The organism is Rhodococcus sp. AH-ZY2, from assembly GCF_030916465.1.
In the GTDB taxonomy this organism is placed as follows: domain Bacteria; phylum Actinomycetota; class Actinomycetes; order Mycobacteriales; family Mycobacteriaceae; genus Rhodococcus; species Rhodococcus ruber.
Genome location: NZ_CP126458.1, coordinates 4,821,438 through 4,847,964, shown reverse-complemented (window position 1 = coordinate 4,847,964; position 26,527 = coordinate 4,821,438). Strand labels below are relative to the sequence as shown.

The window sequence follows — 26,527 nt, the reverse complement described above, 5'->3', positions numbered from 1 at the left end:
CACCACCAGCACAGAAATTCACGAGCCCAGGAGACACCCCCGTGGCCGACACGCACCGTATCAACTTCGAGCCCGTCGACATCGAGATGGAGGTCGGCGAGGACGAGTACATCCTCGACGCCGCCTTCCGGCAGGGCATCCACCTGATGCACGGCTGCCGCGAGGGTCGCTGCTCGGCCTGCAAGTCCTTCGTCCTCGACGGCGACATCCAGATGGAGGACTACTCGACGTTCGCCTGCAACGACGCCGAGACCGACGAGGGGCACGTGCTGCTCTGCCGTTCGACGGCCTACAGCGACTGCACCATCGAACTGCTCAACTTCGACGAGGACGAACTCCTGGGTGGTATCCCCATCCAGGAGGTGCGCACCCGGATCACCGCGATCGAGCCGATGACCAAGGACATCGTGTCGCTGCAACTGCAGCCCGTCGAACCCACGGAGTACGACTTCAAACCGGGTCAGTACTCGGACCTGCAGATACCGGGAACCGAGGAACATAGGTCGTTCTCCATGGCGACGACCCGATCGACGCCGGGACACGTCGAGTTCCTCGTCAAGAAGTACCCCGGCGGAAAGTTCGCCGGCCTGCTCGAGGACGGTATCGCGGTGGGCGACGAGATCGCGCTCACCGGGCCCTACGGATCCTTCACCATCAAGGACGGTCACGTCCTGCCGATCGTCTTCATCGGCGGCGGCGCCGGCATGGCCCCGATCCTCTCGCTCCTGCGGCACCTGAGCGAGACCGGCAGCACGCGACCCGTCCGGTTCTACTACGGTGCCCGCACGCCGGCCGATCTGTTCTACGTCGACGAGATCCTCGAACTGAGAAAGACGTTGACGGACTTCGTGTTCACGCCCTGTCTCTCGGAGTCGTCGGAGCCGGCACCGTCCGGCCTGCCGGACGTCGAGGAGGGCAACGTCACCGACGTCGTGGGCCGCCGCGAACCGGAGATCCACCGGTGCGAGGTCTACCTGTGCGGGCCACCGCCCATGGTCGACGCGGCTCTGGAACTGCTCGAGGTGCACAACACCCCGAAGGACCAGATCTTCTACGACAAGTTCACCAGCCCGGCCTTCGAGTAGGCGCCGTAGGAAACCACACCGCTCCTTCACCGACAGAAGTGAGATACGAGATGACCGCAACCACCGAGTCCAAGCAACGCAGTTTCCCGAAGATCGAGTTCACCGACTCCGAGGCCGGCGCGCTTGAGTTCCCCAGCTCCCGCAGCCGCACCTTCACCTACTACACGCCCGCCAAGAAGCGCTCGACGATGTACGAGGACGTCACCGTCGACGTGCAGCCCGATCCCGAACGGCACCTGTCGCAGGGCTGGATCTACGGCTTCGGCGACGGGCCGGGCGGATACCCCAAGGAATGGACGACCGCGAAGTCGTCGAACTGGCACGCCTTCCTCGACCCCAACGAGGAATGGGACCAGACGATCTACCGCAACAACGCGGCGGTCGTGCGCCAGGTGGACCTGTGCCTGCAGAACGCCAAGCGTGCCCGCGCCTACGACGGCTGGAACACGCCGTGGCTGAAGTTCATCGAGCGCAATCTCGGCGCCTGGATGCACGCGGAGAACGGTCTGGCGCTGCACGTGTTCACCTCCATCCAGCGCTCCGGCCCCACGAACATGATCAACACCGCGGTGGCGGTCAACGCGGCGCACAAGATGCGGTTCGCGCAGGACCTGGCGCTGTTCAACCTCGACCTGTCCGAGGCCGGGATCCCGTTCGAGGGGGCCGCCCACCGGGAGGTCTGGCAGTCCGCGCCGGAATGGCAGCCCACCCGCGAGGTCGTCGAGCGGCTGACCGCGGTGCCGGACTGGTGCGAGCTGCTCTTCGCCACCAACATCGTCTTCGAGCAGCTCGTCGGCTCGCTGTTCCGCACCGAACTGATCATGCAGATCGCCGCCCGCAACGGCGACTACATCACGCCGACGATCGTCGGCACCGGAGAGCACGACTACGACCGGGATCTCGCCTACACGCGCAACCTCTTCCGGATGCTCGTCCGCGACGAGCAGCACGGGGAGTCGAACAAGGAGTTGTTCGGGACATGGCTGGCGACGTGGGTGCCGCGCTGCCTCGACGCGGCCCGCGCCCTGCAGCCGATCTGGTCCCAGCCGGCGGACAAGGCGGTCACGTTCGCCTCCAGCCTCGACGCCGCCGAGGCGAAGTTCCGTTCCCTGCTCGAGGATCTCGGGCTCGACATCCCGAAGGAGTTGGACCAGTGAGCATGCAATTCGGATCGGCCACCGAGTTCTCCAACATGTGTGGCGTCACCCTGATGAACACCCCGATCGGACGCGTCGTCGCCGACGTCATGGGAACCAAGGAGGGAGTGGAGCTGACGGAGTACCCGTCGATGATCCGCGTCGACGGCGTGAACCGCCTCGAATTCGACTACGCCGAGCTCACCGACGCCCTCGGTGAGGACTTCGACGGATCGATCTTCGAGGAGATCAGCTCCACCCACTACGGGCGCATGGTGCATCTCGACGACAAGACCATGCTCTTCGCCAGCCCCGAGGACGCCGCCGAGTACATCGGATTCGATCTCACGGCGCACTGACCGCAGCCGTCCGGGTCCGCCCGCCGGGCCCGGACGGCTCCCGATCCACCACCGGCACACGACAGAACGAGGGAAGCGATGTACGAGAAGGACGGCCAGCAGTACTTCATCGTGGACGGCCACGTGCACATCTGGGACGGCCGCGAGTCGAACCAGAAGAACGTGCACGGACGGCAGTTCATCGACTGCTTCTACGACTACCACAAGAACCTCAGCCCCGAGGAGGAGGTGTGGGACTACGACACCTACACCTACTACGGTGGCGAACGCCTCATGAAGGACCTCTTCGTGGACGGGCACGTGGATCATGCGATCTTCCAGGCCACCCTGCTGAGCGAGTTCTACCACAACGGGTTCGGGCAGACCGAGGAGGCGTTCGAGCTCACCCGCAAGCACCCGGACAAGCTCACCTACAACCATGCCTACGACCCCCGCCACGGCGAGGCCGGACTCGAGCAGCTGCGCCGGGACGCCGAGCGGATGAACCTTCAGGGCGTCAAGCTGTACACCGCCGAATGGCACGGTGACTCCCGCGGATACAAGCTCGACGACCCGTGGTCGAGGCGTTACCTCGAGGAGTGCATCGAGCTGGGCATCAAGAACATCCACGTGCACAAGGGCCCGACCATCCGCCCGCTCGACCGGGACGCCTTCGACGTCGCCGACGTGGACAAGGTCGCCACCGACTACCTCGAGCTGCGGTTCGTCGTCGAGCACGTGGGCCTGCCCCGGCTCGAGGACTTCTGCTGGATCGCGACCCAGGAATCGAACGTGTACGGCGGTCTGGCCGTGGCGATTCCGTTCATCCACACCCGCCCCCGGTACTTCGCCCAGATCATCGGCGAACTGCTCTACTGGCTCGGCGAGGACAAGATCCTGTTCTCCAGCGACTACGCGCTGTGGACACCGAAGTGGCTGATCGAGAAGTTCGTGGACTTCCAGATCCCCGAGGACATGACCGAATACGCGCCGATCACGATCGAGCAGAAGAAGAAGATCCTCGGTCTCAACGCCGCGGCGCTCTACGACATCGACGTTCCGGAACACCTGCGGCTGCCCGAGCCCGCCGGACAGGAGGGCGTGGAGGTGGCGGCGGGAGCTCGAGAGGCGGTGTCGTCGTGACGGCCGCACCGGTGTCGGGCAGCGACGTGCTCGCCGCGCTCGGCACCGTGGTCGACCCCGAACTGGACGAGCCGATCACCGATCTCGGTTTCGTGCGGTCGGTGGTGCTCGACGACGACGGGGTCACCGTGCACCTGCGGCTGCCCACCGCGTTCTGTTCACCGAACTTCGCGTACCTCATGGCCTCCGACGCCCAGGACGCGCTGCGCGCGATCGAGGGCATCGGCGAGGTGCGGATCCTGCTGGACGACCACCACGACAGCGCCAAGATCAACGCGGGGCTCGCCGCCGACGCCGGCTACCGGGGCACCTTCGGGTCCGAGGCGGAGGAGAACCTCGACGAGCTGCGCCGCACGTTCCGGCGCAAGGCGCACCTCGCCGCGCTGGAGCGCTGCCTCGAATCCCTGTTGCAGCACTCGTCCCTCACCGTCGACGACATCCCGTCGCTCACCCTGAGCGACCTGCCGCCGGGCCGGCACAAGTCGGCGCTGATGCGGCGACGGTTCGACATCGGCCTGAGCCTGTGCCCGGCCGGCCGGGTGTTCGTCGACGACGACGGGCGGCCGATCCCCCACGAGGCGGTGCCGATGCGGCTGCGTTTCGCGAAGTCCGTGCGGATCTCCATGGAGGGGAACGCGCATTTCTGCCGGGGCCTGCTGGCCACCCGGTACGCCGACGACGGCGAATCGGCAGCGCCCCGGGTCGCCGACGTCCGTTGTTCCGAAATCGTCAGGAGAGTGTCATGAAGGCCGTGCAGGTCGTGGGTTACCACACCAAGCTTCAACTCGACGACATCCCCGAGCCGAAGGTCGAAGGCCCGCTCGACGTCATCGTCCGCATCGGCGGGGCGGGGGTGTGCCGCACCGACATCCACATCCTCGAGGGACAGTGGGCCGAGAAGAGCGGCGTCGTCCTGCCGTACACCATCGGCCACGAGAACGCCGGCTGGGTGCATGCCGTCGGCGACGCCGTCACCAACGTCGCCGTCGGTGACAAGGTCATCCTCCACCCCCTCATCACGTGCGGGCTCTGCCGCGCGTGCCGGTTCGGCGACGACGTGCACTGCGAGAACAGCCAGTTCCCCGGCATCGACACCCACGGCGGCTACGCCGAGTACCTGCGCACCACCGCGCGCAGCGTGGTCCGGATCGACGACTCGCTCGAGCCGTCCGACGTCGCGGCGCTCGCCGACGCCGGGCTCACGGCCTACCACGCCGTCGCGAAGGCGGCGCGTGCGACGCGGCCCGGCGACGTGTGCGTCATGATCGGCGCCGGCGGTCTCGGCCACATCGGCATCCAGGTGCTCAAGGCGATCTCCGCGGCCACCCTGATCGTGGTGGACCGCAATCCGGCCGCGGTCGCCCTGGCCGTCGAGATCGGCGCCGACCACGGCATCGTCGCCGACGGCACCCACGTGCAGCAGATCCTGGAACTGACCGGCGGGCGCGGCGCCGAAGCCGTCGTGGACTTCGTCGGTGAGGGCGGCGCCACGAAGGACGGTGTCGCGATGCTGCGCCGCGCCGGCAACTACTACGTCGTCGGCTACGGCGAGAACATCGACGTGCCCACGATCGACGTGATCTCCACCGAGATCAACTTCGTCGGCAACCTCGTCGGCTCCTACAACGACCTGCAGGAGCTCATGGTCCTCGCCGCGCAGGGCAAGGTCGCGCTGCACACGACCAAGTACCCGCTCGAGCAGTTCCAGCAGGCGATCGAAGACCTCGACGCGGGACGGGTCCGCGGCCGCGCGATCCTGGTCCCCTGAACCGCATCCACCGGTCGGCACGAAAGGAAACCCAGTCATGGCAAAGGATCTGCGGTTCGCTCAGGAAGCACGCACCCTGCTCGAGTACGGCGTCAACGCCCTCGCCGACGCGGTCAAGGTGACGCTCGGTCCGAAGGGCCGCAACGCGGTGCTCGAAAAGCTCACCGGCCCACCCACCATCACCAACGACGGCGTCACGATCGCCCGGGAGATCCAGCTGCGGGACCCGTTCGCCAACATGGGTGCGCAGCTGGTCAAGGAAGTGGCGATGAAGACCAACGGCGTGGTCGGTGACGGCACCACCACCGCGACGGTGCTCGCGCAGGCCATGGTCCGCGAGGGCCTGCGCGCCGTCGACGCCGGCGCGAACCCGATGCGGGTGCGCCGCGGCATCGAACGCACCGTTCCCGTCGTCGTCGAGGCGCTGCGCGACCGGTCCGTGCCGGTGGAGGATCGCGCGGACCTGCGGCGCGTCGCGACGCTGGCCGCCAGCGACGACGAGTCCATCGGCGAGGCCATCGCCGAGGCCGTCTCGTACGTCGGCAGGTCCGGCATCGTCACCACCGAGGAGAGCGACAGCCTCGGGATGTCGGTGAGCGTCGTCGACGGCATCGAATTCGACCACGGCTACATCTCCGGCTACATGGTCACCGACCCGGAACGCATGGAAGCGGTCCACGACAATCCGCTGATCCTGCTCACCAACAAGAAGATCAGCCAGGTGCAGGACATCATGCCGAGCATCGAGGCCGCCAAACGCGCCGACCGGCCCCTCGTCGTGCTCGCCGAGGACGTCGACGGCCCCGCCCTGCAGCTCCTCGTCGGCGGCAACATGCACAAGACGATGCAGTCCGTCGTCGTACGCGCGCCCGGATTCGGTCACCGGCGGGTCGCCGAGTTGCAGGACCTCGCGGTGGCGCTGGGCGGGCACGTGATCGCCAAGGACACCGGCGTCGAGCTGTCCGAGGTGACACGCGAGCATCTCGGGTCCTGCGACCGCATCACCGTCACCGAGAACGAGACCACCATCGTCGGCGGCCACGGCGACGCGAAGCTGCTCGAGGCCCGGATCGCGCAGCTCGAGACGCAGCTGGACCGCGCCCGGATCGACGCCGACCAGGACAGCCTCCAGCTGCGCATCGCCCGGCTCACCGGGCGGGTCGCGGTCATCCGGGTGGGCGGCGCCACGAGCGTCGAACTCAAGGAGCGCATGCTGCGCGTCGAGGACGCCCTCGCCGCCACCCGGGCCGCCCTCGAGGACGGCATCGTCGCCGGCGGCGGCACCGCGCTCGGTCAGGCGCACCGCGCGCTGGCCGATCTCGAGTTGCCTGGCGACGAGGCCATCGGCCGGGACGTCGTGCGGCGGGCCCTGCCCGAGCCGCTGCGGTGGATCGCGGTCAATGCCGGCTTCGACGGTGACGAGGTCGTCGAGGTCGTCGCGGGCCTGCCGTCGGGGCACGGCTTCGACGCCCTGACCGGTGAGTACGGCGACATGTTCGACGAGGGCATCGTCGACCCCCTCAAGGTCACGCGCGCCGCGCTCGAGAGCGCCGCGTCCATCGCGGCGCTGCTCATCACCACCGAGACCGCGATCGTGGAGGAGGTCGTCGGCAATCCCGGCGCTATCCACGCGCCCGGCTTCGGGGACCTGGCCGAGGGCATGGTCCGCCCGTCCAACATCTACTGAGCGCGGGGGGACGGTCTCGGCGGCGGCCGGGCCCCGTCGGTCGCTTCCCTCCGGGGCGACCGGCCGCCGCCGTGTCCACCCGGCAGAATCGGAGTACGCAATGATCTTCATCGTGGTCAAGTTCCGGGTCCGTCCCGAGTACCGGGACGACTGGCTTTCGCTCACAAGGGAATTCACCGAGGCGACCCGGGCCGAACCCGGAAACCTGTGGTTCGAGTGGTCCCGCAGCGTGGACGATCCGTCCGAGTACGTGCTCGTCGAGGCGTTCCGCGACGGCGAGGCCGGCGCCGCGCACGTCGGTGCCGACCACTTCCGCAAGGGACTCGACGCCATGCGCCCCGCGCTGAGCGAGACGCCGAGGATCCTCAACACCGAGCTCCCCGGCGTCGAGTGGGCCCGCATGGGTGAACTCGAGATGGCCGGCTGAGGCGGTCACCGCTCCGTCGCGCGCACGAGCAGGCGCAGTTCCGCGCCGAGGGTGCACGCCCGCGGCAGATCGACGGGCCCGTTCTCACGCAGCTCGGTGGTCAGGCGCGTGACCCGGGCGATCGCGTCCGGGACTCGCGCCTGCCACCGCGCCAGGACCTCGTCGACGTCCGCCGGGCCGGTCGGCGCGCCGTCCCGGCGCAGGATCGCGGCGACGAGACCGTGGTGGCGATCGGCGAGTTCGTCCCGCGCGGTGGCGATCGCCGTGCTGTCCCACCAGGTGTGGGATCCGGTGGACAGGTCCGGTGACATCCCCTCGATCCCGAGCAGCGATCCCGTGGCGGCGTGCACCCGGGCGACGAGGCGGGCCGGGCAGTCCAGCGTGTGCGCGGTGTCGACCAGGGCCGGGCACTCGGCGAGAAACCGGAAGTCGGGGCCGTCGCCCGGCGCGTCGTCTGCGAGCAGATCCTCGACCCCGGCACGCAGCCGCGCGATCTCGGCGGTCACGTCGAGCGGCGACGGCCGCAGCCGCAGAATCCACGAGGCCGCATGCTCGACGAATCCCTGCACGGCGCCGAGCCGTTCCCAGCGGTCGGCGCCGTCGCGTGCCTCGGCCCACCACCGGTCGGTGTCGAACACCGCCCGGATCACCGCGTACGCCCGGGCGACCGCCGGGGTGCGCACCCCGAGCCGTTCCTCGAGCTGATAGATCATCCCCGGACCGACGTGGTCGACGAGATCGGAGGCGATCCGGGTCGCGACGATCTCGCGGCGCAGGGGATGGTCCCGGATCTCGTCCCGCAGCACGGCGCGCATGCCGGCGGGGAAGTACTCGAGGGCGACGTCGGCGAAGACGGGGTCGTCGGGCACGTCCGACTCGAGCAGATCCCGGCACACGACGTTCTTCGACCGGGCGAGCAGCACCGCGATCTCCGGCCTGGTCAACCCGCGGCCGGCGCCGGCGCGGGCGGCCAGTTCCTGCACGGTGGGCAGCACCTCGGTGCTGCGCCGGAGTCCGCCGCCGGTCTCGAGGTGGATGATGAGCCGCTCGTGCCTGCCGAGCAGCCGGGCCGCGCGCGAGACGGCGAGTCCGAGCGCCACCGCCTGGTCCCGGTTCGTGCGCAGCACCGTCCGGGCCACCTCGTCGCGGGCGTCGTCGAGCAGCCGGTTGCGTTCCTCGAGGGTCAGACCTCCCCTGCGCCGGGCGGATTCGAGGGCGATCTTCAGGTTCACCTCGGCGTCGGAGGTGGCCACGCCGGCCGCGTTGTCGATGAAGTCCGCATTGACGCGCCCGCCCGCGGCCGCGAACTCGATGCGGGCCCGCTGCGTGAAACCGAGGTTCCCGCCCTCGCCGACGACGCGGCACCGCAGCTGCGAGGCGTCGACACGGACGGGGTCGTTTGCCGGATCCGCTGCTTCGGTGTGGCTTTCGGAGGATGCCTTGACGTAGGTGCCGACGCCGCCGTTCCAGAGCAGATCCACCGGGGCCGTCAGCAGCGCCTTGATCAACTCGTCCGGGGTGGTGGTCGGGTGGGACAGTCCGAGCAGGCGCCGTGCCGGTTCCGGGACGGTGACGGACTTCGCGGAGCGCGGCCACACGCCGCCCCCGGCGGAGAGGACGTCGCGGTCGAAGTCGTCCCAGCTCGATCCGGGAAGCTCGAACAGCCGCCGGCGCTCCGCGTAGGCACGGGCGGTGTCCGGGTCGGGGTCGAGGAAGATGTGCCGGTGGTCGAAGGCGCCGACGAGGCGCAGGTGCGGCGAGAGCAGCATCCCGTTGCCGAACACGTCGCCGGACATGTCCCCGATCCCCACCGCCGTCACCTCGGTGGTCTCGACGTCGATGCCGAGGTCGGTGAAGTGCTCGCGGACCGCGACCCACGCGCCGCGCGCGGTGATGCCCATCGCCTTGTGGTCGTATCCGCTCGATCCGCCCGAGGCGAAGGCGTCGCCGAGCCAGTAGTCGTACTCCGCGGCGATGGAGTTGGCCAGGTCGGAGAACCGGGCCGTGCCCTTGTCCGCGGCCACCACCAGATAGGCGTCGTCCCCGCCGTGGACGACGGTGCGGTCCGGATGCACGATCCGACCGTCGACGATGTTGTCGGCGAGGTCGAGCATTCCCCGGACGAACGTCGAATATGCCTGGGCGGGAGAAATATCCGGGTTTCTGCGGACGAACGCGCCCTTGGCACCGACGGGGACGATGGGGGCGTTCTTCACGACCTGGGTCTTCATCAGGCCGAGGACCTCGGTGCGGTAGTCCTCCGGACGGTCCGAGAACCGCAGCCCCCCGCGGGCGACGGTGCCGCTCCGCACGTGGATGCCCTCCACGTCGTCCGAGTGGACGAAGATCTCGCGGTGCGGAACGACCGGTCCGGGGTCGGCCAGACGAGCGGAATCGAGCATGAATGCCCCGTACGGTTTCGCCGCACCGCGATCGTCGCGCTGGTACCAGTTGGTGCGCACGGTGGCGGTGACGAACGACTCGAGGCTGCGCAGGATGCGGTCCTCGTCGAGGCTTTCCGCCGCGCCGCGCCGTTCGGCGAGCGCCTGTCCGGCGGCGACGTCCCGATCGTGCCGGTCCGGGTCGAAGCGCGCGGCGAAGCAGGCGACGAGTGCCTCGACGAATCCGGCATGCCGGCAGAGCGTGTCGACGACGTACCGTTCCGACATGATCAGTCCCGCCTGGCGGGCGAAGCGGGCGGCGGCGCGGACCAGGGCGATGTCCCGCACGCCCACCTCGGCGACGACGGCGAGGCGGGAGTACCCGTCGACGACGGTGCGGCCCTGTGCGTGGGCGTCGAAGACCGCCGCCACCCGGCGCGGCGAACCCGGTTCCCACTCCGGGGGCGTGACGAACGCGAATCGATGCACCCGGCGGTCCGCGTCGCCGGTGGTCAGGAGTTCGTGATCGTCGATCCGCAGGCCGAAGTGCTCGAACGTGTGGACGGAGTCGGCGAGCAGCGGGTCCCGGCCCGGCCATCGCATGACGGCACAGGCGGTGCCGTCGGAGGACGAGTCCTCCACGAACAGCAGTGCCGGTCCGGCATCCTGTGCGCGCGCGAGGCGCCGCGCGGCCCCGGCGACGTCGGTGGGCGCCGGTTCGTACGGGTGCGTGGGGGCGGTGGTCATCGGTATGTCCTTTCGGTCACCCGGTGTGGGCCGTGGTGTGCCGCCAGTCTGCGGCGGACCGCCGAGAACGGACATGTACTCGATGTCCATGTAGACGGCTGAACTTGTACTCGAGGTCCATCAGAAACCCGGGTCTGCGCTCCTACAGTTCGAGGAAACCGACGAAGGGAGAAGGACATGACCGCAGTCGAACTCGTACGGGGTGGCCCCGGGCTCGAGCAGGCACGTCGCATCGTGACGGAGATCCCGGGACCCCGGTCCCGCGAGCTGGCGCAGCGCCGCGCCGCCGCGCTGCCGGCGGGCCTGGCCAGCGGCGCCGAGATCTACGCGGCCGCCGGGGGCGGGGGTGTGCTCGTCGACGTGGACGGGAACTCCTTCATCGACCTCGGCTCCGGCATCGCCGTCACCACCGTCGGCAACTCCGCGCCGCGGGTCGTCGAACGCGCCACCGCACAACTGCAGCAGTTCACCCACACCTGCTTCCTCGCCACCCCCTACGAGCCGTACATCGAGGTCGCCGAGGCCCTCAACCGGCTGACCCCGGGCACGCACGCCAAGCGCACGGCCCTGTTCAACACCGGCAGCGAGGCCGTCGAGAACGCCGTGAAGTACGCCCGCGCGGCGACCGGCCGGTCCGCCGTGGTCACGTTCGACCACGCCTTCCACGGCCGCACGCTGATGACGATGACCATGACGGCGAAGAACCAGCCCTACAAGCACTCCTTCGGCCCGTTCGCCCCGGAGGTCTACCGCGCGCCGATGGCCTACCCCTACCGGTGGCCGAGCGGGCCCGACCGCGCCGCGGACGAGGCGTTCGAGCAGTTCCGGCTGCTCGTCGACGCCCAGATCGGCGCGGACCAGGTGGCGTGCGTCGTCGTCGAACCCATCCAGGGCGAGGGTGGGTTCATCGTCCCCGCCGACGGCTTCCTGCGGCGCGTCGCCGACTTCTGCCGGGACCGCGGCATCCTCGTCGTCGCCGACGAGGTCCAGACCGGAATCGCCCGCACCGGAGCGTGGTTCGCGTGTGAGCACGAGGGCCTCGTGCCGGATCTGATCGTCACGGCGAAGGGACTCGCCGGCGGGCTCCCGCTCGCGGCCGTCACCGGCCGAGCCGAGATCATGGACCGTGCCCATCCGGGCGGCATCGGCGGCACCTACAGCGGCAACCCCGCCGCGTGTGCCGCGGCGCTCGGCGTCTTCGAGACGATCGAGGCCGAGCATCTGCTCGACCGCGCCCAGGAGATCGGCGCGCTGATGCTGCGGGAACTGCGCGAGATCGGCACCCGTCACCCCGTCGTCGGCGACGTCCGTGGCCGCGGCGCCATGGTCGCCGTCGAACTCGTCGAGCCCGGTACGACCACCCCCAACCGCGAAGCCGTCGCGGAGATCGCCCGGTACTGCCAGGCCCACGGAGTCCTCACCCTGACGGCCGGCACCTTCGGGAACGTGCTCCGGTTCCTGCCGCCGCTGTCGATCTCCGACGCGCTGCTCACCGAGGCGTTCTCGGTGCTGCGCGACGCGTTCGCCGCCCTCTGACCACCCCTACTTCCCCGAGGACCAGCACATGACCACCACCGCACCCGCACGCACGACCGGCCCCCTGCGGCCGCTCGAACTCCTCGGCGCCGACACCCTGCTCGACGCCGACGAACGCGACATCGCCGCCACCGTCCGGCGCTTCGTCGAGACCCGGCTCGCCCCCGAGGTCGGCAACTGGTTCGAATCCGCCACGCTGCCCAAGGAACTGGCGAAGGAGTTCGGCGCCCTCGGCGTCCTCGGCATGCACCTGGACGGATACGGGTGCGCCGGCACCAACGCCGTCAGCTACGGCCTGGCCTGCCTGGAACTCGAGGCCGGCGACAGCGGATTCCGCAGCTTCGTCTCGGTGCAGGGCTCGCTGTCGATGTTCTCGATCCACCGCTACGGCTCCGACGAACAGAAGGAGCACTGGCTGCCCCGGCTCGCCTCCGGCGACGCCATCGGATGCTTCGGCCTGACGGAACCCGACTTCGGTTCCAACCCCGGGGGAATGCGCACCCGCGCCCGCCGGGACGGGTCGGACTGGATCCTCACCGGCACCAAGATGTGGATCACCAACGGTAATCTCGCGGACGTCGCCACCGTGTGGGCCCAGACCGACGAGGGCGTGCGCGGGTTCGTCGTGCCCACCGACACCCCCGGCTTCACCGCCAACCCGATCCACCGGAAGCTGTCGCTGCGGGCCTCGGTGACCTCCGAACTGGTGCTCGACAACGTGCGTCTGCCGGCATCGGCCGAGCTGCCGCTCGCCCGCGGACTCGGCGCTCCCCTGTCCTGCCTCAACGAGGCCCGGTTCGGCATCGTGTTCGGCGCGCTCGGCGCCGCCCGCAACAGCCTCGAGACCGCGTTGGACTACGCCGCCTCCCGGGAGGTCTTCGATCGGCCGCTCGCCGCCTACCAGCTCACCCAGGAGAAGCTGGCCGACATGACACTCGAGCTCGGCAAGGGCTTCCTGCTCGCGCTGCACCTCGGCCGCCTCAAGGACGAGTCCGGGGTCACTCCCGAGCAGATCAGCCTCGGCAAGCTCAACAACGTGCGCGAGGCCCTGGCCATCGCCCGCGAATGCCGGACCATTCTCGGCGCCAGCGGAATCACGCTCGAGTACTCGCCGCTGCGGCATGCCAACAACCTCGAGTCGGTGCTGACCTACGAGGGCACCAGCGAGATGCACCTGCTCTCGATCGGCCGCGCCCTGACCGGTCACGCCGCATTCCGCTGACCCGCACCGTCGACGCGTCGAAGGGACACACGATGACGACACCCGTTCTGCTGCAGCACTACATCGACGGCGAGTGGTTCGACGGCGAGGCCGATGCCCTGGTGAGCATCAGCCCCGCCGAGCCGGACGTCACCGTCGCGCACGGCCGCGCGGCCACCGGCGACGACGTCGACCGGGCCGTCGCCGCCGCGCGGGCCGCGGCCCGGCACTGGGCGCGGACCCCGGCGCACGAGCGCGGTGCCGTCCTGGCCCGGGCGGCCGCCGTCGTCGAATCGTCCGCGTCACGGTGGGGTGCGGAGCTCGCCCGGGAGGAGGGCAAGACGCGGGGCGAGGGCGTCGCCGAGGTGCTCCGCGCGGCCCAGATCCTGCGCTTCTACGGCGGCGAGGGCGACCGGGAGGCCGGCGAGGTGTTCGCCTCCCCGCGCCGGGGGGAGCAGATCCTGGTCGCGCGCAAGCCCGTCGGCGTGGTGGGGGTCGTCACCCCCTTCAACTTCCCCATCGCCATCCCCGCCTGGAAGATCGCCCCGGCACTGACCTACGGCAACACCGTGGTGTGGAAGCCGGCAGGCACCGTGCCGCTGCTGGCGATGCGGCTCGTGCAGGCCCTCGCCGATGCGGGCCTGCCGCCGGGGGTGCTCAACCTCGTCATCGGCGGCCGGGAGGTCGGCGCCGGCATCGCCGACCATCCGGGGATCGACGCGCTGACCTTCACCGGTTCGACCGCGGTCGGCCGGAGCCTCGCGGCGGCCGGGGCCGCGCGGGGCGTGCCCGTGCAGGCGGAGATGGGCGGCAAGAACGCGGCCGTCGTGCTCGGCGACGCGGACCTCGATCTCGCCGCCGAACAGGTGCTCCTCGGCGCGTTCCGGTCGTCGGGGCAGAAGTGCACGGCGACCTCCCGGCTGATCGTCACCGACGACGTCGCCGACGAGTTCGTCGGTGAACTCGTCGCCCGGATCGGCAAGTGGACCGTCGGCAATCCCCTCGACGAGCACGTCCACATGGGTCCGGTGGTCGATGCCGCGGCGCGGACCTCGATCCAGGCAGGTGTCGACGAGGCGGTCCGGCAGGGTGCCCGCGTGCTGTGCGGCGGCCGGCCGTACGAGGACGGTGCACTCGCGGCCGGGTTCTACGTGCCGCCCACCGTGCTCGAACTGCCCGGCACCGGGCTCGACGTGTGGCGGGAGGAGTTGTTCGGACCCGTCCTGGCCGTGTGCCGCGCGGCGGACGCCGAGGCGGCGTTCGCGCTCGCCGACGACAGCGACTACGGCTTGTCGGCGGCCGTGTTCACCCAGGACCTCACCCGCGCACTCGGGGCGCTCGAGGACCTGGACGTGGGCATCCTGCACATCAACTCCGAATCCGCCGGCGCCGATCCGCACGTCCCGTTCGGCGGCGCGAAGAAGAGCGGCTACGGACCGAAGGAACAGGGCCGCGCCGCGCGGGAGTTCTTCACCCACACCACGACCGTCTACCTTCGCGGCGGGAGGCCGATCGCATGAGCCAGGGCGCACTCGACGGCATCGTCGTCGCCGATTTCACCCGGGTCCTCGCCGGCCCCTACGCCACGATGATGCTCGCGGACATGGGCGCCGAGGTCGTCAAGATCGAACGTCCCGGCACCGGCGACGACACCCGCGCGTGGGGACCGCCCTACGACGACGCGGGCTCGGCCACGTACTTCAACTCGGTCAACCGCAACAAGACCTCCGTGGTCCTCGACCTCGCGTCGGAGCAGGGCCGGGCCGAGGCCCGCCGGATTGTCGCGCGCGCGGACATCGTGGTCGAGAACTTCCGCGCGGGCACCATGGAGCGGCTCGGCCTGGGCTACGACGACCTGCTCGACGTCAACCCGGGGCTGATCTACTGCTCCGTCACCGGGTTCGGGAGCGGCGACGGAGCGGCCCTGCCGGGTTACGACCTGCTCGTGCAGGCCGTCGGCGGGCTCATGAGCATCACCGGACCCGAGGCCGGCACGCCGACGAAGGTGGGCGTCGCGGTCGTCGACGTGCTCACGGGCCTGCACGCCCTCGCCGGGATCCTCGCTGCGCTGCACCACCGGCAGCGCACCGGCGAGGGGCAGCGCGTCGAGACCAATCTCCTTGCCGCGCTGCTGTCGTCGCTCGTCAACCAGGGCTCGGCGTACCTCGGTGCCGGGGTGGTGCCGGGGATTCTCGGCAACCGGCACCCCAGCATCGCCCCGTACGAGGTGTTCCCGACCAAGGACCGGCCGCTGGCGCTGGCGGTGGGCAACGACAAGCAGTTCACCCGGCTCGCCGAGACGATCGGCGCGCCGGAACTGGCCACCGACCCGCGGTTCTGCAGCAACCCGCTGCGGGTCGCACACCGCGAGGAACTGTGCGAGGAGATCACCTCGATCCTCGCGACGGCCGGGGCCGACCACTGGTACGACGAACTCGCCCGCGTGGGTGTTCCGGCCGGACCCATCAACGACGTCGCCGAGGCCTTCGAGTTCGCGCGGCGACTCGGTCTCGACGCCGTCGTGTCGGTGCCCGGAAGTGCCACACCGCAGGTCGGAAACCCGTTGACCTTCTCCAGGACTCCGGTCCGGTACCGGTCGGCTCCGCCACCCCTGGGTGGAGCCGCGGACTGACCGGAGCGGCCCGGAGGAGTGCCCGTCCCGTCGCGTCCGGCCGCGGCGGGACGGGCGTCGCGCGCCGACGGGACCGCCGCCGGATCAGGGATGCGCGACGGCGCGATCCTCGGGCGCGGGAACGGCGGGCCGGCGGATCCCGAAGGACTCGAAACCGACGACGTACAGAAGAGTCACCAACGCGAACAGGTCCATGAACCCGAGGGCATTGCCGTGCAGGCCGTCGGCGACGGCCGGTTCGTGCAGCACGATCTCGGCGACCACGTAGTAGTACAGGACGAACGTGGTCACGGCGAGGGCGAACGTGATCGCCGCGCGGGACACCAGATTCGCTACGGCCCCGGCTGCCGTCGGCTTGTTACCGAAGGCGTTGGCCCACAGAATCATCCAGGCGACCCAGCACACGCCCAGCTGGGCCGGGAACTGATCGAGCGGGAAGCCCGGGTCGGCGGCCGTGCCGGAGCCGACGAGCACCGCACACACGGCGCGCAGTGCCACGAACAACACGGTGCCGAGCGCGATGTTGCCGATCGTCGAGACCAGCGCGACCCGCATGCGGCTCCCGGCCAGTCGCCACGGCCAGTTCTCCAGGGTCTGCCCGGTGAGCACGATCGCGACGATGATCGAGTAGTACCAGCCGAGCAGTGTGTCGACGTCGAGCAGTGCTGTGCCCTCCCGAACCGTCTCCGAGACCGCGGGTACCCCCAGTACGAAATAGAGCAGTGCGGTGGGGACGAGGAGGGTGACGATCTCGCAGGCACCGACCCACGGCTGTTTCAGGCCCAGATCGGTCCACGGCCAGTGCCCCCAGTTGAGCACCACCAGAACCCACGTGGAGAAGCCGAACAGGACGAACAGCGCGCCCGTGAAGTAGCCCAGGCCGTCGGGACGGTCGGCCGCGTAGTCGGGATACAGGTGGCCGATCCCGCTCGCCAGGACGTAGGTGACGACGACGGCGAAAACCGAGGTGGCGCCGAGGAACACCAGTCCGCGCCACGGCTGCCGTAGCCGGTCGAATCCCCAGAACTCGAGGTTGAATCCGGCCCACACGACGAACAGGAGCGCCCAGAACAGGAGGGCATTGAACGGTAGCGGATACAGGTCGAACGGACTGAACTGCGGGTCGGCGAGCAGATACCACGCCGCGACGGAGACGGTGAGGACCACGGCGGTGTTGACGACACCGAATCCGAGCCACCCCGGGGACGTGTCGGCGTGCGAGCGTTCGGGCATGGGATACCGGAACCTTCTGTGATGCCCTCGAATCGAGGGGTGAGGGGAACGTCGGCCGAGGAGATCGGTGAGTGGCGTGGTGGCCGGAGCCGGCTGCCGGATCGCGGACCGTGTCCTCGACGGTTCTTCGTCAGCTCCGGCGGCGCAGTTCGGGACCGGCCGTGGGAGCGTGGAGCATCGGAGTGTCCTTCCCGTGAGGATGCGACTCGTGAGAATGTGACTCGGAGCACACTCGAAACGATCACGCGTCACAACCGTTGCGCCGCGTTGCATCCCCCGCCCGGGTCCGGATCGTCCGCCACCGCCGGCATCTGCCGGGCCTCGACGGCCGCTCACCACTCCGTCGGGGTGTGGATTGCGTCGAGTTCCCGGCCACATCGTTCGCGGTGTGCGCGCTGTCGGGCACCTTGGACAACTCCCACTCTCACCTCACTAACAGCGCGATACTCTGTTAGTGACTGTTAGGAGGTGGTGGGGATGGCCGACACGGAAGACCGCTACCTGGCCGGTGACGTCGACTTCGAAAGCGCCGCCGCTGACGCGCTCGGCACCCCGAGCATCGATCGCCGCGATCTGTTGCCCCTGTTGCGTGCGCTGCGGGCCGCGAAGCGTCCCGCAGCGTCCCTGCCCGCCCACGAAGCCGACCTCCTCGACGTCGGCGGCGCACCCGAATCGCTCCTCGCCCTCGCCACCGTCGTCGCCGACCGGACCGCACGGATGCGCCGCCTGCTCGACAGCGCCCTGACCGTCGGGCAGGCCGCCGAACGACTCGGCGGTGTCGGCCCCTCCCGCGTCCGACAGCGCGTCGGCGACCGCAGCCTGTGGGCGCTCAAGCGAGCGAACCGGCTGCTGCTCCCCGCCGTGCAGTTCACCGACGACGGCCAGGTGCCCGGCCTCGACGCCGTCCTGCGGGCACTGCCCGAGAACATGCAGCCCCTGTCGATCCACGGTCTGCTGACGACGCCGCAACCGTCCCTTGTCGTCGACGGTGCCCCGACCTCGGTCGTCGACTGGCTGCTCACCGGCGGCGCCGTCGAGGACGCCCTGTCGGTCGTCGACCAGTATCTGACGGCCTGAGCCGCCGATGCTCCCAGCTCTGCCCCATCCGCCGGGCGTGGAGGCGCTCCGCGCGGCCGGAATCACCCCTGACGAATACCTGATCCTCGACACCGACACGATCGTCTGGCGGGTGCACTCCACGAGCGGCGACCACGTCCTGCCGTGGAACACCCTGCGCACCTTCGGGCCGGTCTTGCGGTTCGATCCGCACCCGCTGCCGCGCCGGGACCACGCCCGGCACGGGGTCTGGTACGGCGCCGCCGATGTGCCCGGGGCGTTGGCCGAGGCGTTCCAGACCACTCGAGTGATCGATACCCGCACCCGCGTCCCCTACCTGACCGCGGTGCGGTTCACCCGTCCCCTGCACCTGCTCGACGTCGCCGCCCACGGGCCCGGCCGATGGCCGACTCGCGTCGGAGCGAATTTCGCGCTCTCGACCGCAGCACACGGCATCGCCCAGCACTGGGCGCGCACCATTCGCGCCGCCCACCCGGATCTCGACGGGCTCGCCTACCGCGGCCGGTTCGCCGGTGGACTGTGCGTTGTGCTCTTCACGCCCGCCGCCCGGGCGTTCCCGGATCAGCCTGAGATGACCATCCCCCTCGACCACCCGGGATTCGCATCCCGGTTGGCCGGAGCTGCCGACCGAATCGGCTACGCGATCGAATAACCGGCCGATCCACTCCAGTGCCTCGCTCGCCCCGCGCCTGCTCTGTCCCGCCCTGGACGGCTGTATCCCCGGGAGGCGCAGACGCGATGCCTCTGCTCTGGTGCCGGACTCTTCGTGTGGTAACTCGGACGCCGGCACCTATCCACCACGGCCGTCCAGCATTTCCCTAGCCTTGACGGCCAGCCACCACTCCACGCGGGTGTGGATCGAGTCGAGGTCGCGGCCGGTGAGTTCGGTGATGCGGGCGAGCCGGTTGCGCAGGGTGTGCCGGTGGATACCGAGGGCAACGGCGGTGCTCTCGGCCTGACCGTTGTGCTCGAGGTACGCCGCAAGGGTCTCGACCAGTCGTCCACTCGCTCCGTGCTTCTCGTCGTAGGCATCGAGTGCTTCGAGACCCGAGTGGGCGATGGCCTGCAGCGCATCCGGATCCTGCATGCCCAGCAACACGGAGAAGGTGCCCAGCTCGGCGAACACCACCGGTGCCCGGCTGCCGTCCCGCGCCGCGCGTGCCGCCGAGAGCGCCTGATGCACACTGCTGTTCGCGTCCGTCACGGCGCCCGGACCACCCAGCCCGCACCGGACCGGGCGGCCGAGCTGCGCGCGGACGCGGTCCTGGACCCGGGTCGCGACCTCGCGTGCCCGGTCGGCCGGCAGGACCACCGCGACATCCGCACCGATCGACGCCGTGAGGTGGGGGATCCCCTCGGCGGCGAGGGCGGCGCCGACCTGCCGTTCCGCCGGCAGCAGCGGACCGACGTCGGTCAGCACGGCGACCGCGACGGTGTCGGTCGGTTCGAACCCGAAGTACCGGAGCAGGCCGGCGTCCATGCGTTCGGGTGCGTCGAAGAGGGTCCGGGTGACGACGGCCCGCAACCGCTGCTCCGCGCTCTGCACCTTCGCGGGCTTGCCGAGTTCGATGGAGATCAGCGACACGGCGTGGGCGAGGAGCAGACGGTCGGCCGGCGGGAGCGGTTCCGCGGTGCCGACGGCGAGGTATCCGTAGAGGTCCTGGGCGGCCGCGATGCTCTGCACGGTGTAGTGCCCGCCGTCGTCGGCCAGCACCTTGCTCAGCTGCCGCCGCCGCGGGGATCGGGACGCCGACTCCGACACCGCGCGGGCGTGCCGGATCGCCCGGCTCGTGTCCGATCCGTACTCCGCGAGCACGCGATCGTCGGGGTCGACGACGGCGACGACGCCGGCGAGCGCCTGGCCGAGCGCGGTCACCACCGCGGGCACGCCCCCGCGCAGCGTGGCCCGGGCCAGCCGCTCCTGCTGGTCGACGACCCGCTGCACCGCCCGCACCTGATCGGCGGTCAGTTCGTCGATGACCGCCCGGGTGATGGCGATGAACGGCGTCGAGGCGGGCACGGCGAGCACCGGGAACCCGAGCGCGTCACCCGCGGCGCGCAGACCGTCGGGCACGCGGTCGAACCGGGTGCCGGTGTCGAACGCCAATGCCACGCAGCCGGCTCCGACCAGGCCCTGGAGGTACGCGAACTGCGCGTCCGCGTCGGCGCCGATCTCCAGGCCGGTGGTCATCACGAGCTCTCCGCCCGAGAGCCACGGGGTGGGGTCGGGAAGCTCGATCGGATGCGCCCACTCGATGACACGGTCGGCGCCGTCGCGACCGGCCACGAGAGTGAGCCCGAGATCCGGCAGCGTCGTGAGCCGACGCACGGTGACAGCCATGACGACGATCCTTCCGCACACCGGGCGACTATGAGGTGGGGCGTTCGGCGAGGACTTCGAGGGCCAGGTGGAGGTCGGTGACGTCCCGCGGGGAGCGCAGGGACCGGCCCAGCAGGTCCTCGACGCGTTTCACCCGGTGCCGCACGGTGTTCGGGTGCAGATTCAGCTCCCGTGCCGTGCGTCCCACGTCCAGGTCCCGGGCCAGGTGCAGCACGAGGAAATCGACCAGGTCGTCGTGGCCGTCGAGCAGGGGACCCAGCACCGCGGTGGCGCGCCCGAGGGCCTGCTCCGGGTCGCGGCCCGCCAGCAGCCAGTCGGCGAGGCTCACGTCCTCGAAGCGCTGGGCGGTCCTGCCGAGCCGCTCGGCGGACCGTCGTGCCCAGCGCGCCTCCCGCAGTTTGCCGGGCCCGCGCGCGGGATCGGTGAACGGCTCGCTCGAGCCGCACGTCAATCCCTGCGGGAGGTTGTGGGACCACGACTCGAAGGCCTCGGCCCGGGCCGGGACCACTCCGATCAGGCCGCCGTCGCCGCGGGCGAGCAGCAGGGTCAGCCCGATGTCGCGGGCCAGACCGGACACGTCCGACTCGACGGCGTCGAGCAGTGAGTTCGCCCGGAACACCCATCGGCGGTTGTCGTAGTCGGGGGCGGCGGACAGGACCAGCATCCGCATGTCGGGCTCGGGGCCGAACCGGAGCATCTCGAGCTGGTCCAGGACGGTGTCGGCATCGGCCGGATCGCCCGACGCCAGTGCCCGCACCAGCGCGGCGTGCCGCGCGCGGTTCTCGACGGTGGCGCGCTGGCGGGTGCGTTCGATGGTGTTGAGCAGCCGCAGCGACACCTCGACCGCGGGAGCGGTGAGCGGGTCGGCGAGTTCGTTGCTCTTGGACGCGAGCGCCAGCCAGTAGTGCTGGTCGCCGGGCGAGATCGAATGCGCGCTCACCGACCACCGGCCCACCCGGAACAGCAGCCGCCCGTCCCGGCCGCGCAACTGGTTGCGGATCAGGTGGACGGGTGCGCCGCCGGCCGAGGCCACGACGTCGCCGACCTCGTTGTAGAGGACCACGCTGCTGCGGAGCAGCCCGGCGAGACGCGCGACGAGGTCGGCTTCCGGGGACTCGGCGGTCATCGCCTCGAGCAGGTGGTTCTGCATCTGCAGCGTACGTCGCAGCAGCATCGAGTCCTGCGCCTGCACTGCCGCATTGACGCGTCCGACCACCTCCATGAACGGCAGCTCCGGCGGGATCGCCACCACGGCGAACCGGTGGCGTTCGGCCTCGTCGAGCAGGGACCGGGGAATGTCGCCGGTGATCACTCCCACGCCGTACCCGAGTGCGGTGATGCCCGAACCGACGAGTTCGCGGATCAGCTCGCGGCAGGCCTGCTGCGGGTGCTCGAGGCTGGGAAAGCGCGAGCCGGTGGTGAGCATCATCGACCCCGGCCGCAGCCACCGGGTCGGGTTCTCGATCTCGATCGGGTGCGCCCCGGTGATTCCCACGTTCGGGTCGGCGTCGGTCACCAGCCGGAGCCCGAGATCGGGTTCGAGCAGCAGGTCGACGAGCCGGAAACGGTCCGGAAGCATGCGCGACATCTTTCCCCCTCCGATGTGAGAATCTCCAACGATTTGCCGAACTCGATTCACTTTCTCCAATTGATGAGGCGTCGACCAGGCCGAATACTGAGTCCACCCGATTCAGGAGTATGACGATGATCACATCTCGCAATCCCCACCTGCGCGTCGCCGTGGACGTCGGCGGCACTTTCACGGACGTGTGCATCTTCGACGAGAGCGCATCGACCACCCGCATCGCGAAGGTCCCCTCGACCCCCGACGACCCCATGCGCGCCGTGGTCGACGGTGTGCGCACCGCGGGCATCGACCTGACCGAGGTGACCCTGTTCTCCCATGGCACCACCGTCGCGACCAACGCGCTCATCACCCGCAACTTCCCGCCCGCCGCCCTGGTCACCACCCGCGGGTTCCGCGACGTGCTCGAGATCCGCGACGGCACCAAGGACGAGCTGTGGGACACGTACGTCGACGTCGGCACCCCCTACATCCGCCGCCGTGACCGGTACGAGGTCACCGAACGCATCGACTACGCCGGCGAGGTCGTCACCCCGCTCGACGAAACCGAGGTCCGCGAGATCGCCCGGATCCTGCGCCGCAAGAACATCAAGACCGTCGCGGTGTGCCTGATCAACAGCTACGTCAACAGCGCTCACGAGCAGCGTGTACGGGCCCTGCTCGAGGCCGAGCTGCCCGACGTCACCGTCTCGACGTCGAGCGAGATCCTCCCCGAGATCTTCGAGTACGACCGCGCCTCCACCACCGTCGCCAACGCCGTGCTCGCCCCGCTGGTCAGCGGATACGTCAACCGGCTCGAAGCGCAGCTGCGCACCGACGGGTACGACGGCGACCTGCTCCTGCTCCATTCCGGCGGCGGTTCCATGACCCCCGCGATGGTGGAGAAGTACCCCGTCCGGCTGGCCGCCTCGGGCATCGCCGCCGGCGCGATCGCCGTCGCGGACATCGCGACCCGCTGCGGATACCCCAACGCGATCGGCCTGGACATGGGCGGCACCAGCACCGACATCTCGCTCGTCTACGACGGTGAGGTCCGCACCACCAAGCAGTGGCAGGTCGAGTACGGCTTCCCCATCTCCTTCCCCAGCATCGAGGTGCTCACCATCGGGGCGGGCGGCGGCTCCCTGGCCTGGCTCGACGAGGCTGGCTCGCTGCGCAACGGGCCGCAGTCCGCCGGCGCCTCCCCCGGCCCGGCCTGCTACCTGCGCGGCGGCACCGAGCCGACCAACACCGACGCGAACGTGCTGCTCGGCCGCCTGGGCACCGCCCTCATCGGCGGCGGACTCACCCTGGACGTGGCGGCCGCGGAGAACGCGATCAAGCAGAGCGTGGCCGGACCGCTGGGTCTCGACGCCGACACGGCGGCGAGCAACATCATCCAGGTGGCCAACGCGAACATGGCGGATGCGGTGCGGCTGTTGTCGATTCGCCGGGGCTACGATCCACGTGACTTCGTCCTCGTCGTCTGCGGCGGCGCGGGCGCCCTGCACGGCGCGGCCCTCGCGAAGGAACTGTCCATTCCCACCGTCGTGGTGCCGCCCCATCCGGGCATCACCTCGGCGCAGGGCTGCCTGCTCGTCGACATCCGCCACGACCTGTCGGCGATGTTCCAGGGCCGCGTCGACGAGATCGACACGACCGCACTCGAACGCGAGTTCCTGCGCCTCGAGCAGGAGGGCACGCAGCGTCTGCGCCACGAGGGGGTCGCACCCGAACGGATGGTCCTCGACCGTCACATCAGCATGCGCTACGCGGGACAGTGGCGGTCGCTCACCGTCACCGCCGGCAGCGGTCCCGGCTTCCTCGCGGAGGCCGTCGAACGATTCCACGAGGAGCACGAGCGGGACTACTCGTTCCGGCGCGACGACACGCCTGTGGAGATTTACCAGATCGGCCTGCGCGCGGTGGGTACCACACCGAAGCCGAACTTCCCCCGCACCTCCGAACCCACCACCGCGGAGCCGGTGCCAGTGGAACGGCGCAGCGTCTACTTCGACGAGGCGCACGGACGGCTCGACACACCCGTCTTCGACCGCGACACCCTGGAGTTCGGTACGCGCATCCCCGGCCCTGCCGTGATCACCCAGCTCGACTCCACCACCGTCGTCCCCCCGGGGACCACCGCCACCATCGACGAGTGGGCGAACATCCGCATCGACATCCAGGAGTCCCGATGACCACCACGTCCCCCACCCTCGATCCGGTCACGTTCGAGGTCCTCAAGAACGCGTTCGCCACCTCGGTCGACCTGATGTCCGAGCAGATCCTGCGCACCTGCTACTCGTTCGTCATCTACTCGCGGGACTTCTCCTCCGCGCTGTGCGACGCCGAGGGCAACACCGTGATGCAGGGCAGCCAGGACATCGCCGTCCACGTCGGCACCCTCCACTTCCAGTGCAAGGCCGTGCTGGAGGAATTCGGCTCCGACATCAACCCCGGCGACATCTTCATGGTCAACGACCCCTACCGGGGCGGCACCCACCTCAACGACGTCAGCTTCGTCCGGCCCATCTTCGCGGACGGGGTCCTCATCGCCTTCGCGCAGAACAAGGGACACTGGGCCGACATCGGCGGCAGCGTCCCCGGATCGTTCGACGTGACCGCCACCGAGCACTTCGGTGAGGGCCTGCGGATCACCCCGGTGCGGGTGTGGCACGAGGGCCGCTTCCTCGCGGACGTCGCGAAACTGCTCGTCGCGAACACCCGGTCGCCGGAGATCAGCATGGGCGACCTGCACGCCCAGGCCGAGGCGACGGGCGTGTGTGAACGCGAGATTCACCGGCTGGTGGACAAGTACGGTCGCGGCACCGTCACCGACGCGATGCGCGAGGTCCAGGACTACGTCGAGCGCATCGTCCGCAGCCGGGTCGCCGACCTGCCGGACGGCACCTGGACCACCGAGGACTACCTCGACTCCGATCCGGCGCGTCCCGAAGGGCTCGTCCCGATCCGCGTCACCATGACGATCGAGGGCGACCAGCTCAGCTACGACCTGACCGGCAGTGCGCCCGCCGTCGCCAGCTTCCTCAACAGCGGCTACGGCACCGCGTTCTCCGGGATCGTGGCGGGTACCAAGTCGTTCTTCCCCGACGTGCCGCTGAACTCGGGTCTGTACAACGCGATTCACACCGACCTCGGGCCGGAGGGCACCGTCGTCAACGCGGGCTGGCCGCACGCGGTGACCGGGTTCTGCTCCGGTCCCTACGAGAAGATCATGAACGCGATCTTCGAACTGTGGTCGAAGGTCGTGCCCTCCCGGGCCATCGCCTGCTCGTTCAACCTCGAGTACCTGCTCGTCGGCGGGCGCGACGCCCGCACCGAGGAGCGGCCGTTCTTCATGTGGTACGACTGGATGGCCGGCGGCTGGGGAGGCCGCAGCTCGAAGGACGGATCGAGCGCCACGGCACCGGTGTTCGGCATCGGCCTGGCCGTGCAGCCGTGCGAGGGACAGGAACGCCTCACCCCCGTGCTCACCACCGAGCACGCCATCATCACCGATTCCGGTGGGCCCGGCGAATACCGCGGTGGGTGCGGCCTGTCCAAGGGCGGCGTCCTCACCGACAGCGACAACAGCGTGATGTCGTACTGCTGTGACCGTTCCCGCTCGGTCACGTGGGGCATCGAGGGTGGTCTGCCGTCCATCCCGCACGGCGTCTGGCTCAACCGCGGCACTCCCGAGGAGCGCTTCCTGGGGTCCGTGTTCTCGAATGTGCCGGTCCAGTCCGGGGATTCGTTCGAGCGGCCGTCGGCGGGCGGTGGGGGGTACGGGGATCCGCTGCAGCGGGACCCGGAGGCCGTGCTCGAGGACGTGATCGACGGCTACGTTTCCGTCGAGCGCGCTGCCCTGGACTACGGCGTCGTCGTCGTGCCGGTGGACCCCGAGATCGACCGCTACGAGCTCGACGACGACGCCACCGATCGGCTCCGCACGGAGATCCGTGCATCGCGCGAGGGCTGGCTCGGCGAGGACCCCGAAGCCGTCGCCGCCCGCTACCGCAGCGGGGAGCTGTCCATGCTCGACCTCGTGCGCCGTTACGGCGTGATCGTCGACTGGGGCACCGGCGCGCTGCTGCCCACCACCACCGCCCAGTTCCGCGACCTGCTGCGGACCCGCTCCGTCGCGCACTGGTCCTGACGCGTGAGGCGGGGCAGCGATCCCGCTGCCCCGCCTGAGGTTTCCCGCTCTCCCCTCCCCGAAGACTCTCCCCTC

General features: G+C 70.0%; 20 protein-coding genes. 16 read left to right on the top strand and 4 right to left on the bottom strand.

The window, feature by feature from the left end; all coding sequences use genetic code 11:
- The first annotated feature begins 41 nt into the window (after nt 1–41).
- The 8 genes from QNA09_RS23290 (at nt 42) to QNA09_RS23255 (ending at nt 7,584) form a co-directional block, all read left to right on the top strand.
- The gene (locus QNA09_RS23290) at nt 42–1,085 is read left to right on the top strand and encodes an FAD-binding oxidoreductase (RefSeq protein ID WP_308072122.1); all 1,044 of its coding nucleotides are present in this window, start codon (nt 42–44) and stop codon (nt 1,083–1,085) included.
- A 50-nt stretch (nt 1,086–1,135) separates the two neighbouring features.
- Complete coding sequence (locus tag QNA09_RS23285) at nt 1,136–2,242, top strand: aromatic/alkene monooxygenase hydroxylase subunit beta (protein ID WP_040273022.1); 1,107 nt, start codon at nt 1,136–1,138, stop codon at nt 2,240–2,242.
- Between the two features lie 2 nt (nt 2,243–2,244).
- A complete protein-coding gene (gene mimD, locus QNA09_RS23280) occupies nt 2,245–2,580 on the top strand; it encodes a propane 2-monooxygenase effector subunit MimD (RefSeq protein ID WP_085999772.1) in 336 nt (111 codons plus the stop codon).
- A 78-nt stretch (nt 2,581–2,658) separates the two neighbouring features.
- A complete protein-coding gene (locus QNA09_RS23275; protein WP_010596322.1) occupies nt 2,659–3,702 on the top strand; it encodes an amidohydrolase family protein in 1,044 nt (347 codons plus the stop codon).
- Entirely contained in the window at nt 3,699–4,448 is a 750-nt protein-coding gene (locus QNA09_RS23270) for an iron-sulfur cluster assembly protein (protein ID WP_010596321.1), read from the top strand. Before QNA09_RS23275 ends, QNA09_RS23270 begins: the two co-directional genes overlap by 4 nt.
- Nucleotides 4,445–5,470 carry an NAD(P)-dependent alcohol dehydrogenase gene (locus QNA09_RS23265; protein WP_010596320.1) on the top strand — a complete coding sequence of 342 codons (1,026 nt, stop codon included), beginning with the start codon at nt 4,445–4,447 and terminating at the stop codon, nt 5,468–5,470. The genes QNA09_RS23270 and QNA09_RS23265 overlap by 4 nt, the downstream gene beginning before the upstream one ends.
- A gap of 37 nt (nt 5,471–5,507) precedes the next feature.
- Complete coding sequence (gene groL, locus QNA09_RS23260; RefSeq protein ID WP_119700229.1) at nt 5,508–7,157, top strand: chaperonin GroEL; 1,650 nt, start codon at nt 5,508–5,510, stop codon at nt 7,155–7,157.
- Nucleotides 7,158–7,257: 100 nt separating this feature from the next.
- The gene (locus QNA09_RS23255) at nt 7,258–7,584 is read left to right on the top strand and encodes a putative quinol monooxygenase (protein WP_010596318.1); all 327 of its coding nucleotides are present in this window, start codon (nt 7,258–7,260) and stop codon (nt 7,582–7,584) included.
- Nucleotides 7,585–7,589: 5 nt separating this feature from the next.
- On the opposite strand, the gene QNA09_RS23250 is transcribed toward QNA09_RS23255, so the two are convergent.
- Nucleotides 7,590–10,712: an NAD-glutamate dehydrogenase domain-containing protein gene (locus tag QNA09_RS23250; RefSeq protein WP_119700228.1), complete on the bottom strand. Its 3,123-nt coding sequence runs from the start codon at nt 10,710–10,712 to the stop codon at nt 7,590–7,592.
- 177 nt (nt 10,713–10,889) lie between these two features.
- Here QNA09_RS23250 and gabT point away from each other — a divergent pair, with 177 nt between their 5' ends.
- The 4 genes from gabT to QNA09_RS23230 are packed head-to-tail and all read left to right on the top strand — an operon-like array spanning nt 10,890 to nt 16,081.
- Nucleotides 10,890–12,248 carry a 4-aminobutyrate--2-oxoglutarate transaminase gene (gene gabT / locus QNA09_RS23245; protein WP_048771209.1) on the top strand — a complete coding sequence of 453 codons (1,359 nt, stop codon included), beginning with the start codon at nt 10,890–10,892 and terminating at the stop codon, nt 12,246–12,248.
- Nucleotides 12,249–12,276: 28 nt separating this feature from the next.
- The gene (locus QNA09_RS23240; RefSeq protein WP_119700227.1) at nt 12,277–13,470 is read left to right on the top strand and encodes an acyl-CoA dehydrogenase family protein; all 1,194 of its coding nucleotides are present in this window, start codon (nt 12,277–12,279) and stop codon (nt 13,468–13,470) included.
- A gap of 32 nt (nt 13,471–13,502) precedes the next feature.
- The gene (locus QNA09_RS23235; protein WP_010596314.1) at nt 13,503–14,969 is read left to right on the top strand and encodes an aldehyde dehydrogenase family protein; all 1,467 of its coding nucleotides are present in this window, start codon (nt 13,503–13,505) and stop codon (nt 14,967–14,969) included.
- Nucleotides 14,966–16,081 carry a CaiB/BaiF CoA-transferase family protein gene (locus QNA09_RS23230; protein ID WP_017682277.1) on the top strand — a complete coding sequence of 372 codons (1,116 nt, stop codon included), beginning with the start codon at nt 14,966–14,968 and terminating at the stop codon, nt 16,079–16,081. The genes QNA09_RS23235 and QNA09_RS23230 overlap by 4 nt, the downstream gene beginning before the upstream one ends.
- A gap of 84 nt (nt 16,082–16,165) precedes the next feature.
- On the opposite strand, the gene QNA09_RS23225 is transcribed toward QNA09_RS23230, so the two are convergent.
- Entirely contained in the window at nt 16,166–17,314 is a 1,149-nt protein-coding gene (locus QNA09_RS23225) for a hypothetical protein (protein ID WP_048771218.1), read from the bottom strand.
- Between the two features lie 477 nt (nt 17,315–17,791).
- On the opposite strand from QNA09_RS23225, the gene QNA09_RS23220 reads away from it, so the two are divergent.
- Both QNA09_RS23220 and QNA09_RS23215 read left to right on the top strand, forming a co-directional pair.
- Nucleotides 17,792–18,391: a hypothetical protein gene (locus QNA09_RS23220; RefSeq protein WP_017682279.1), complete on the top strand. Its 600-nt coding sequence runs from the start codon at nt 17,792–17,794 to the stop codon at nt 18,389–18,391.
- 7 nt (nt 18,392–18,398) lie between these two features.
- Nucleotides 18,399–19,043: an RES family NAD+ phosphorylase gene (locus QNA09_RS23215; RefSeq protein ID WP_026138123.1), complete on the top strand. Its 645-nt coding sequence runs from the start codon at nt 18,399–18,401 to the stop codon at nt 19,041–19,043.
- A gap of 138 nt (nt 19,044–19,181) precedes the next feature.
- On the opposite strand, the gene QNA09_RS23210 is transcribed toward QNA09_RS23215, so the two are convergent.
- Both QNA09_RS23210 and QNA09_RS23205 read right to left on the bottom strand, forming a co-directional pair.
- Nucleotides 19,182–20,732: a PucR family transcriptional regulator gene (locus tag QNA09_RS23210; RefSeq protein ID WP_119700226.1), complete on the bottom strand. Its 1,551-nt coding sequence runs from the start codon at nt 20,730–20,732 to the stop codon at nt 19,182–19,184.
- A 28-nt stretch (nt 20,733–20,760) separates the two neighbouring features.
- Entirely contained in the window at nt 20,761–22,320 is a 1,560-nt protein-coding gene (locus QNA09_RS23205) for a PucR family transcriptional regulator (protein ID WP_119700225.1), read from the bottom strand.
- Between the two features lie 110 nt (nt 22,321–22,430).
- Here QNA09_RS23205 and QNA09_RS23200 point away from each other — a divergent pair, with 110 nt between their 5' ends.
- Both QNA09_RS23200 and QNA09_RS23195 read left to right on the top strand, forming a co-directional pair.
- The gene (locus tag QNA09_RS23200) at nt 22,431–24,494 is read left to right on the top strand and encodes a hydantoinase/oxoprolinase family protein (RefSeq protein ID WP_119700224.1); all 2,064 of its coding nucleotides are present in this window, start codon (nt 22,431–22,433) and stop codon (nt 24,492–24,494) included.
- Nucleotides 24,491–26,452, top strand: a complete 1,962-nt coding sequence (locus tag QNA09_RS23195) for a hydantoinase B/oxoprolinase family protein (protein ID WP_040273011.1) — start codon at nt 24,491–24,493, stop codon at nt 26,450–26,452. The genes QNA09_RS23200 and QNA09_RS23195 overlap by 4 nt, the downstream gene beginning before the upstream one ends.
- The last annotated feature ends 75 nt before the right edge of the window (nt 26,453–26,527 follow it).

What these genes read in the sequence shown, in the direction of transcription:
- QNA09_RS23200 (WP_119700224.1), top strand. Translation starts at nt 22,431, where the DNA reads ATGACGATGATCACATCTCGCAATCCCCACCTGCGCGTCGCCGTGGAC.
- QNA09_RS23235 (WP_010596314.1), top strand. Translation starts at nt 13,503, where the DNA reads ATGACGACACCCGTTCTGCTGCAGCACTACATCGACGGCGAGTGGTTC.
- QNA09_RS23275 (WP_010596322.1), top strand. Translation starts at nt 2,659, where the DNA reads ATGTACGAGAAGGACGGCCAGCAGTACTTCATCGTGGACGGCCACGTG.
- QNA09_RS23210 (WP_119700226.1), bottom strand. Translation starts at nt 20,732, where the DNA reads ATGGCTGTCACCGTGCGTCGGCTCACGACGCTGCCGGATCTCGGGCTC.
- QNA09_RS23255 (WP_010596318.1), top strand. Translation starts at nt 7,258, where the DNA reads ATGATCTTCATCGTGGTCAAGTTCCGGGTCCGTCCCGAGTACCGGGAC.
- mimD (WP_085999772.1), top strand. Translation starts at nt 2,245, where the DNA reads ATGCAATTCGGATCGGCCACCGAGTTCTCCAACATGTGTGGCGTCACC.
- QNA09_RS23250 (WP_119700228.1), bottom strand. Translation starts at nt 10,712, where the DNA reads ATGACCACCGCCCCCACGCACCCGTACGAACCGGCGCCCACCGACGTC.
- QNA09_RS23265 (WP_010596320.1), top strand. Translation starts at nt 4,445, where the DNA reads ATGAAGGCCGTGCAGGTCGTGGGTTACCACACCAAGCTTCAACTCGAC.
- QNA09_RS23230 (WP_017682277.1), top strand. Translation starts at nt 14,966, where the DNA reads ATGAGCCAGGGCGCACTCGACGGCATCGTCGTCGCCGATTTCACCCGG.
- QNA09_RS23285 (WP_040273022.1), top strand. Translation starts at nt 1,136, where the DNA reads ATGACCGCAACCACCGAGTCCAAGCAACGCAGTTTCCCGAAGATCGAG.
- groL (WP_119700229.1), top strand. Translation starts at nt 5,508, where the DNA reads ATGGCAAAGGATCTGCGGTTCGCTCAGGAAGCACGCACCCTGCTCGAG.
- QNA09_RS23215 (WP_026138123.1), top strand. Translation starts at nt 18,399, where the DNA reads ATGCTCCCAGCTCTGCCCCATCCGCCGGGCGTGGAGGCGCTCCGCGCG.
- QNA09_RS23195 (WP_040273011.1), top strand. Translation starts at nt 24,491, where the DNA reads ATGACCACCACGTCCCCCACCCTCGATCCGGTCACGTTCGAGGTCCTC.
- QNA09_RS23225 (WP_048771218.1), bottom strand. Translation starts at nt 17,314, where the DNA reads ATGCCCGAACGCTCGCACGCCGACACGTCCCCGGGGTGGCTCGGATTC.
- gabT (WP_048771209.1), top strand. Translation starts at nt 10,890, where the DNA reads ATGACCGCAGTCGAACTCGTACGGGGTGGCCCCGGGCTCGAGCAGGCA.
- QNA09_RS23240 (WP_119700227.1), top strand. Translation starts at nt 12,277, where the DNA reads ATGACCACCACCGCACCCGCACGCACGACCGGCCCCCTGCGGCCGCTC.
- QNA09_RS23220 (WP_017682279.1), top strand. Translation starts at nt 17,792, where the DNA reads ATGGCCGACACGGAAGACCGCTACCTGGCCGGTGACGTCGACTTCGAA.
- QNA09_RS23205 (WP_119700225.1), bottom strand. Translation starts at nt 22,320, where the DNA reads ATGTCGCGCATGCTTCCGGACCGTTTCCGGCTCGTCGACCTGCTGCTC.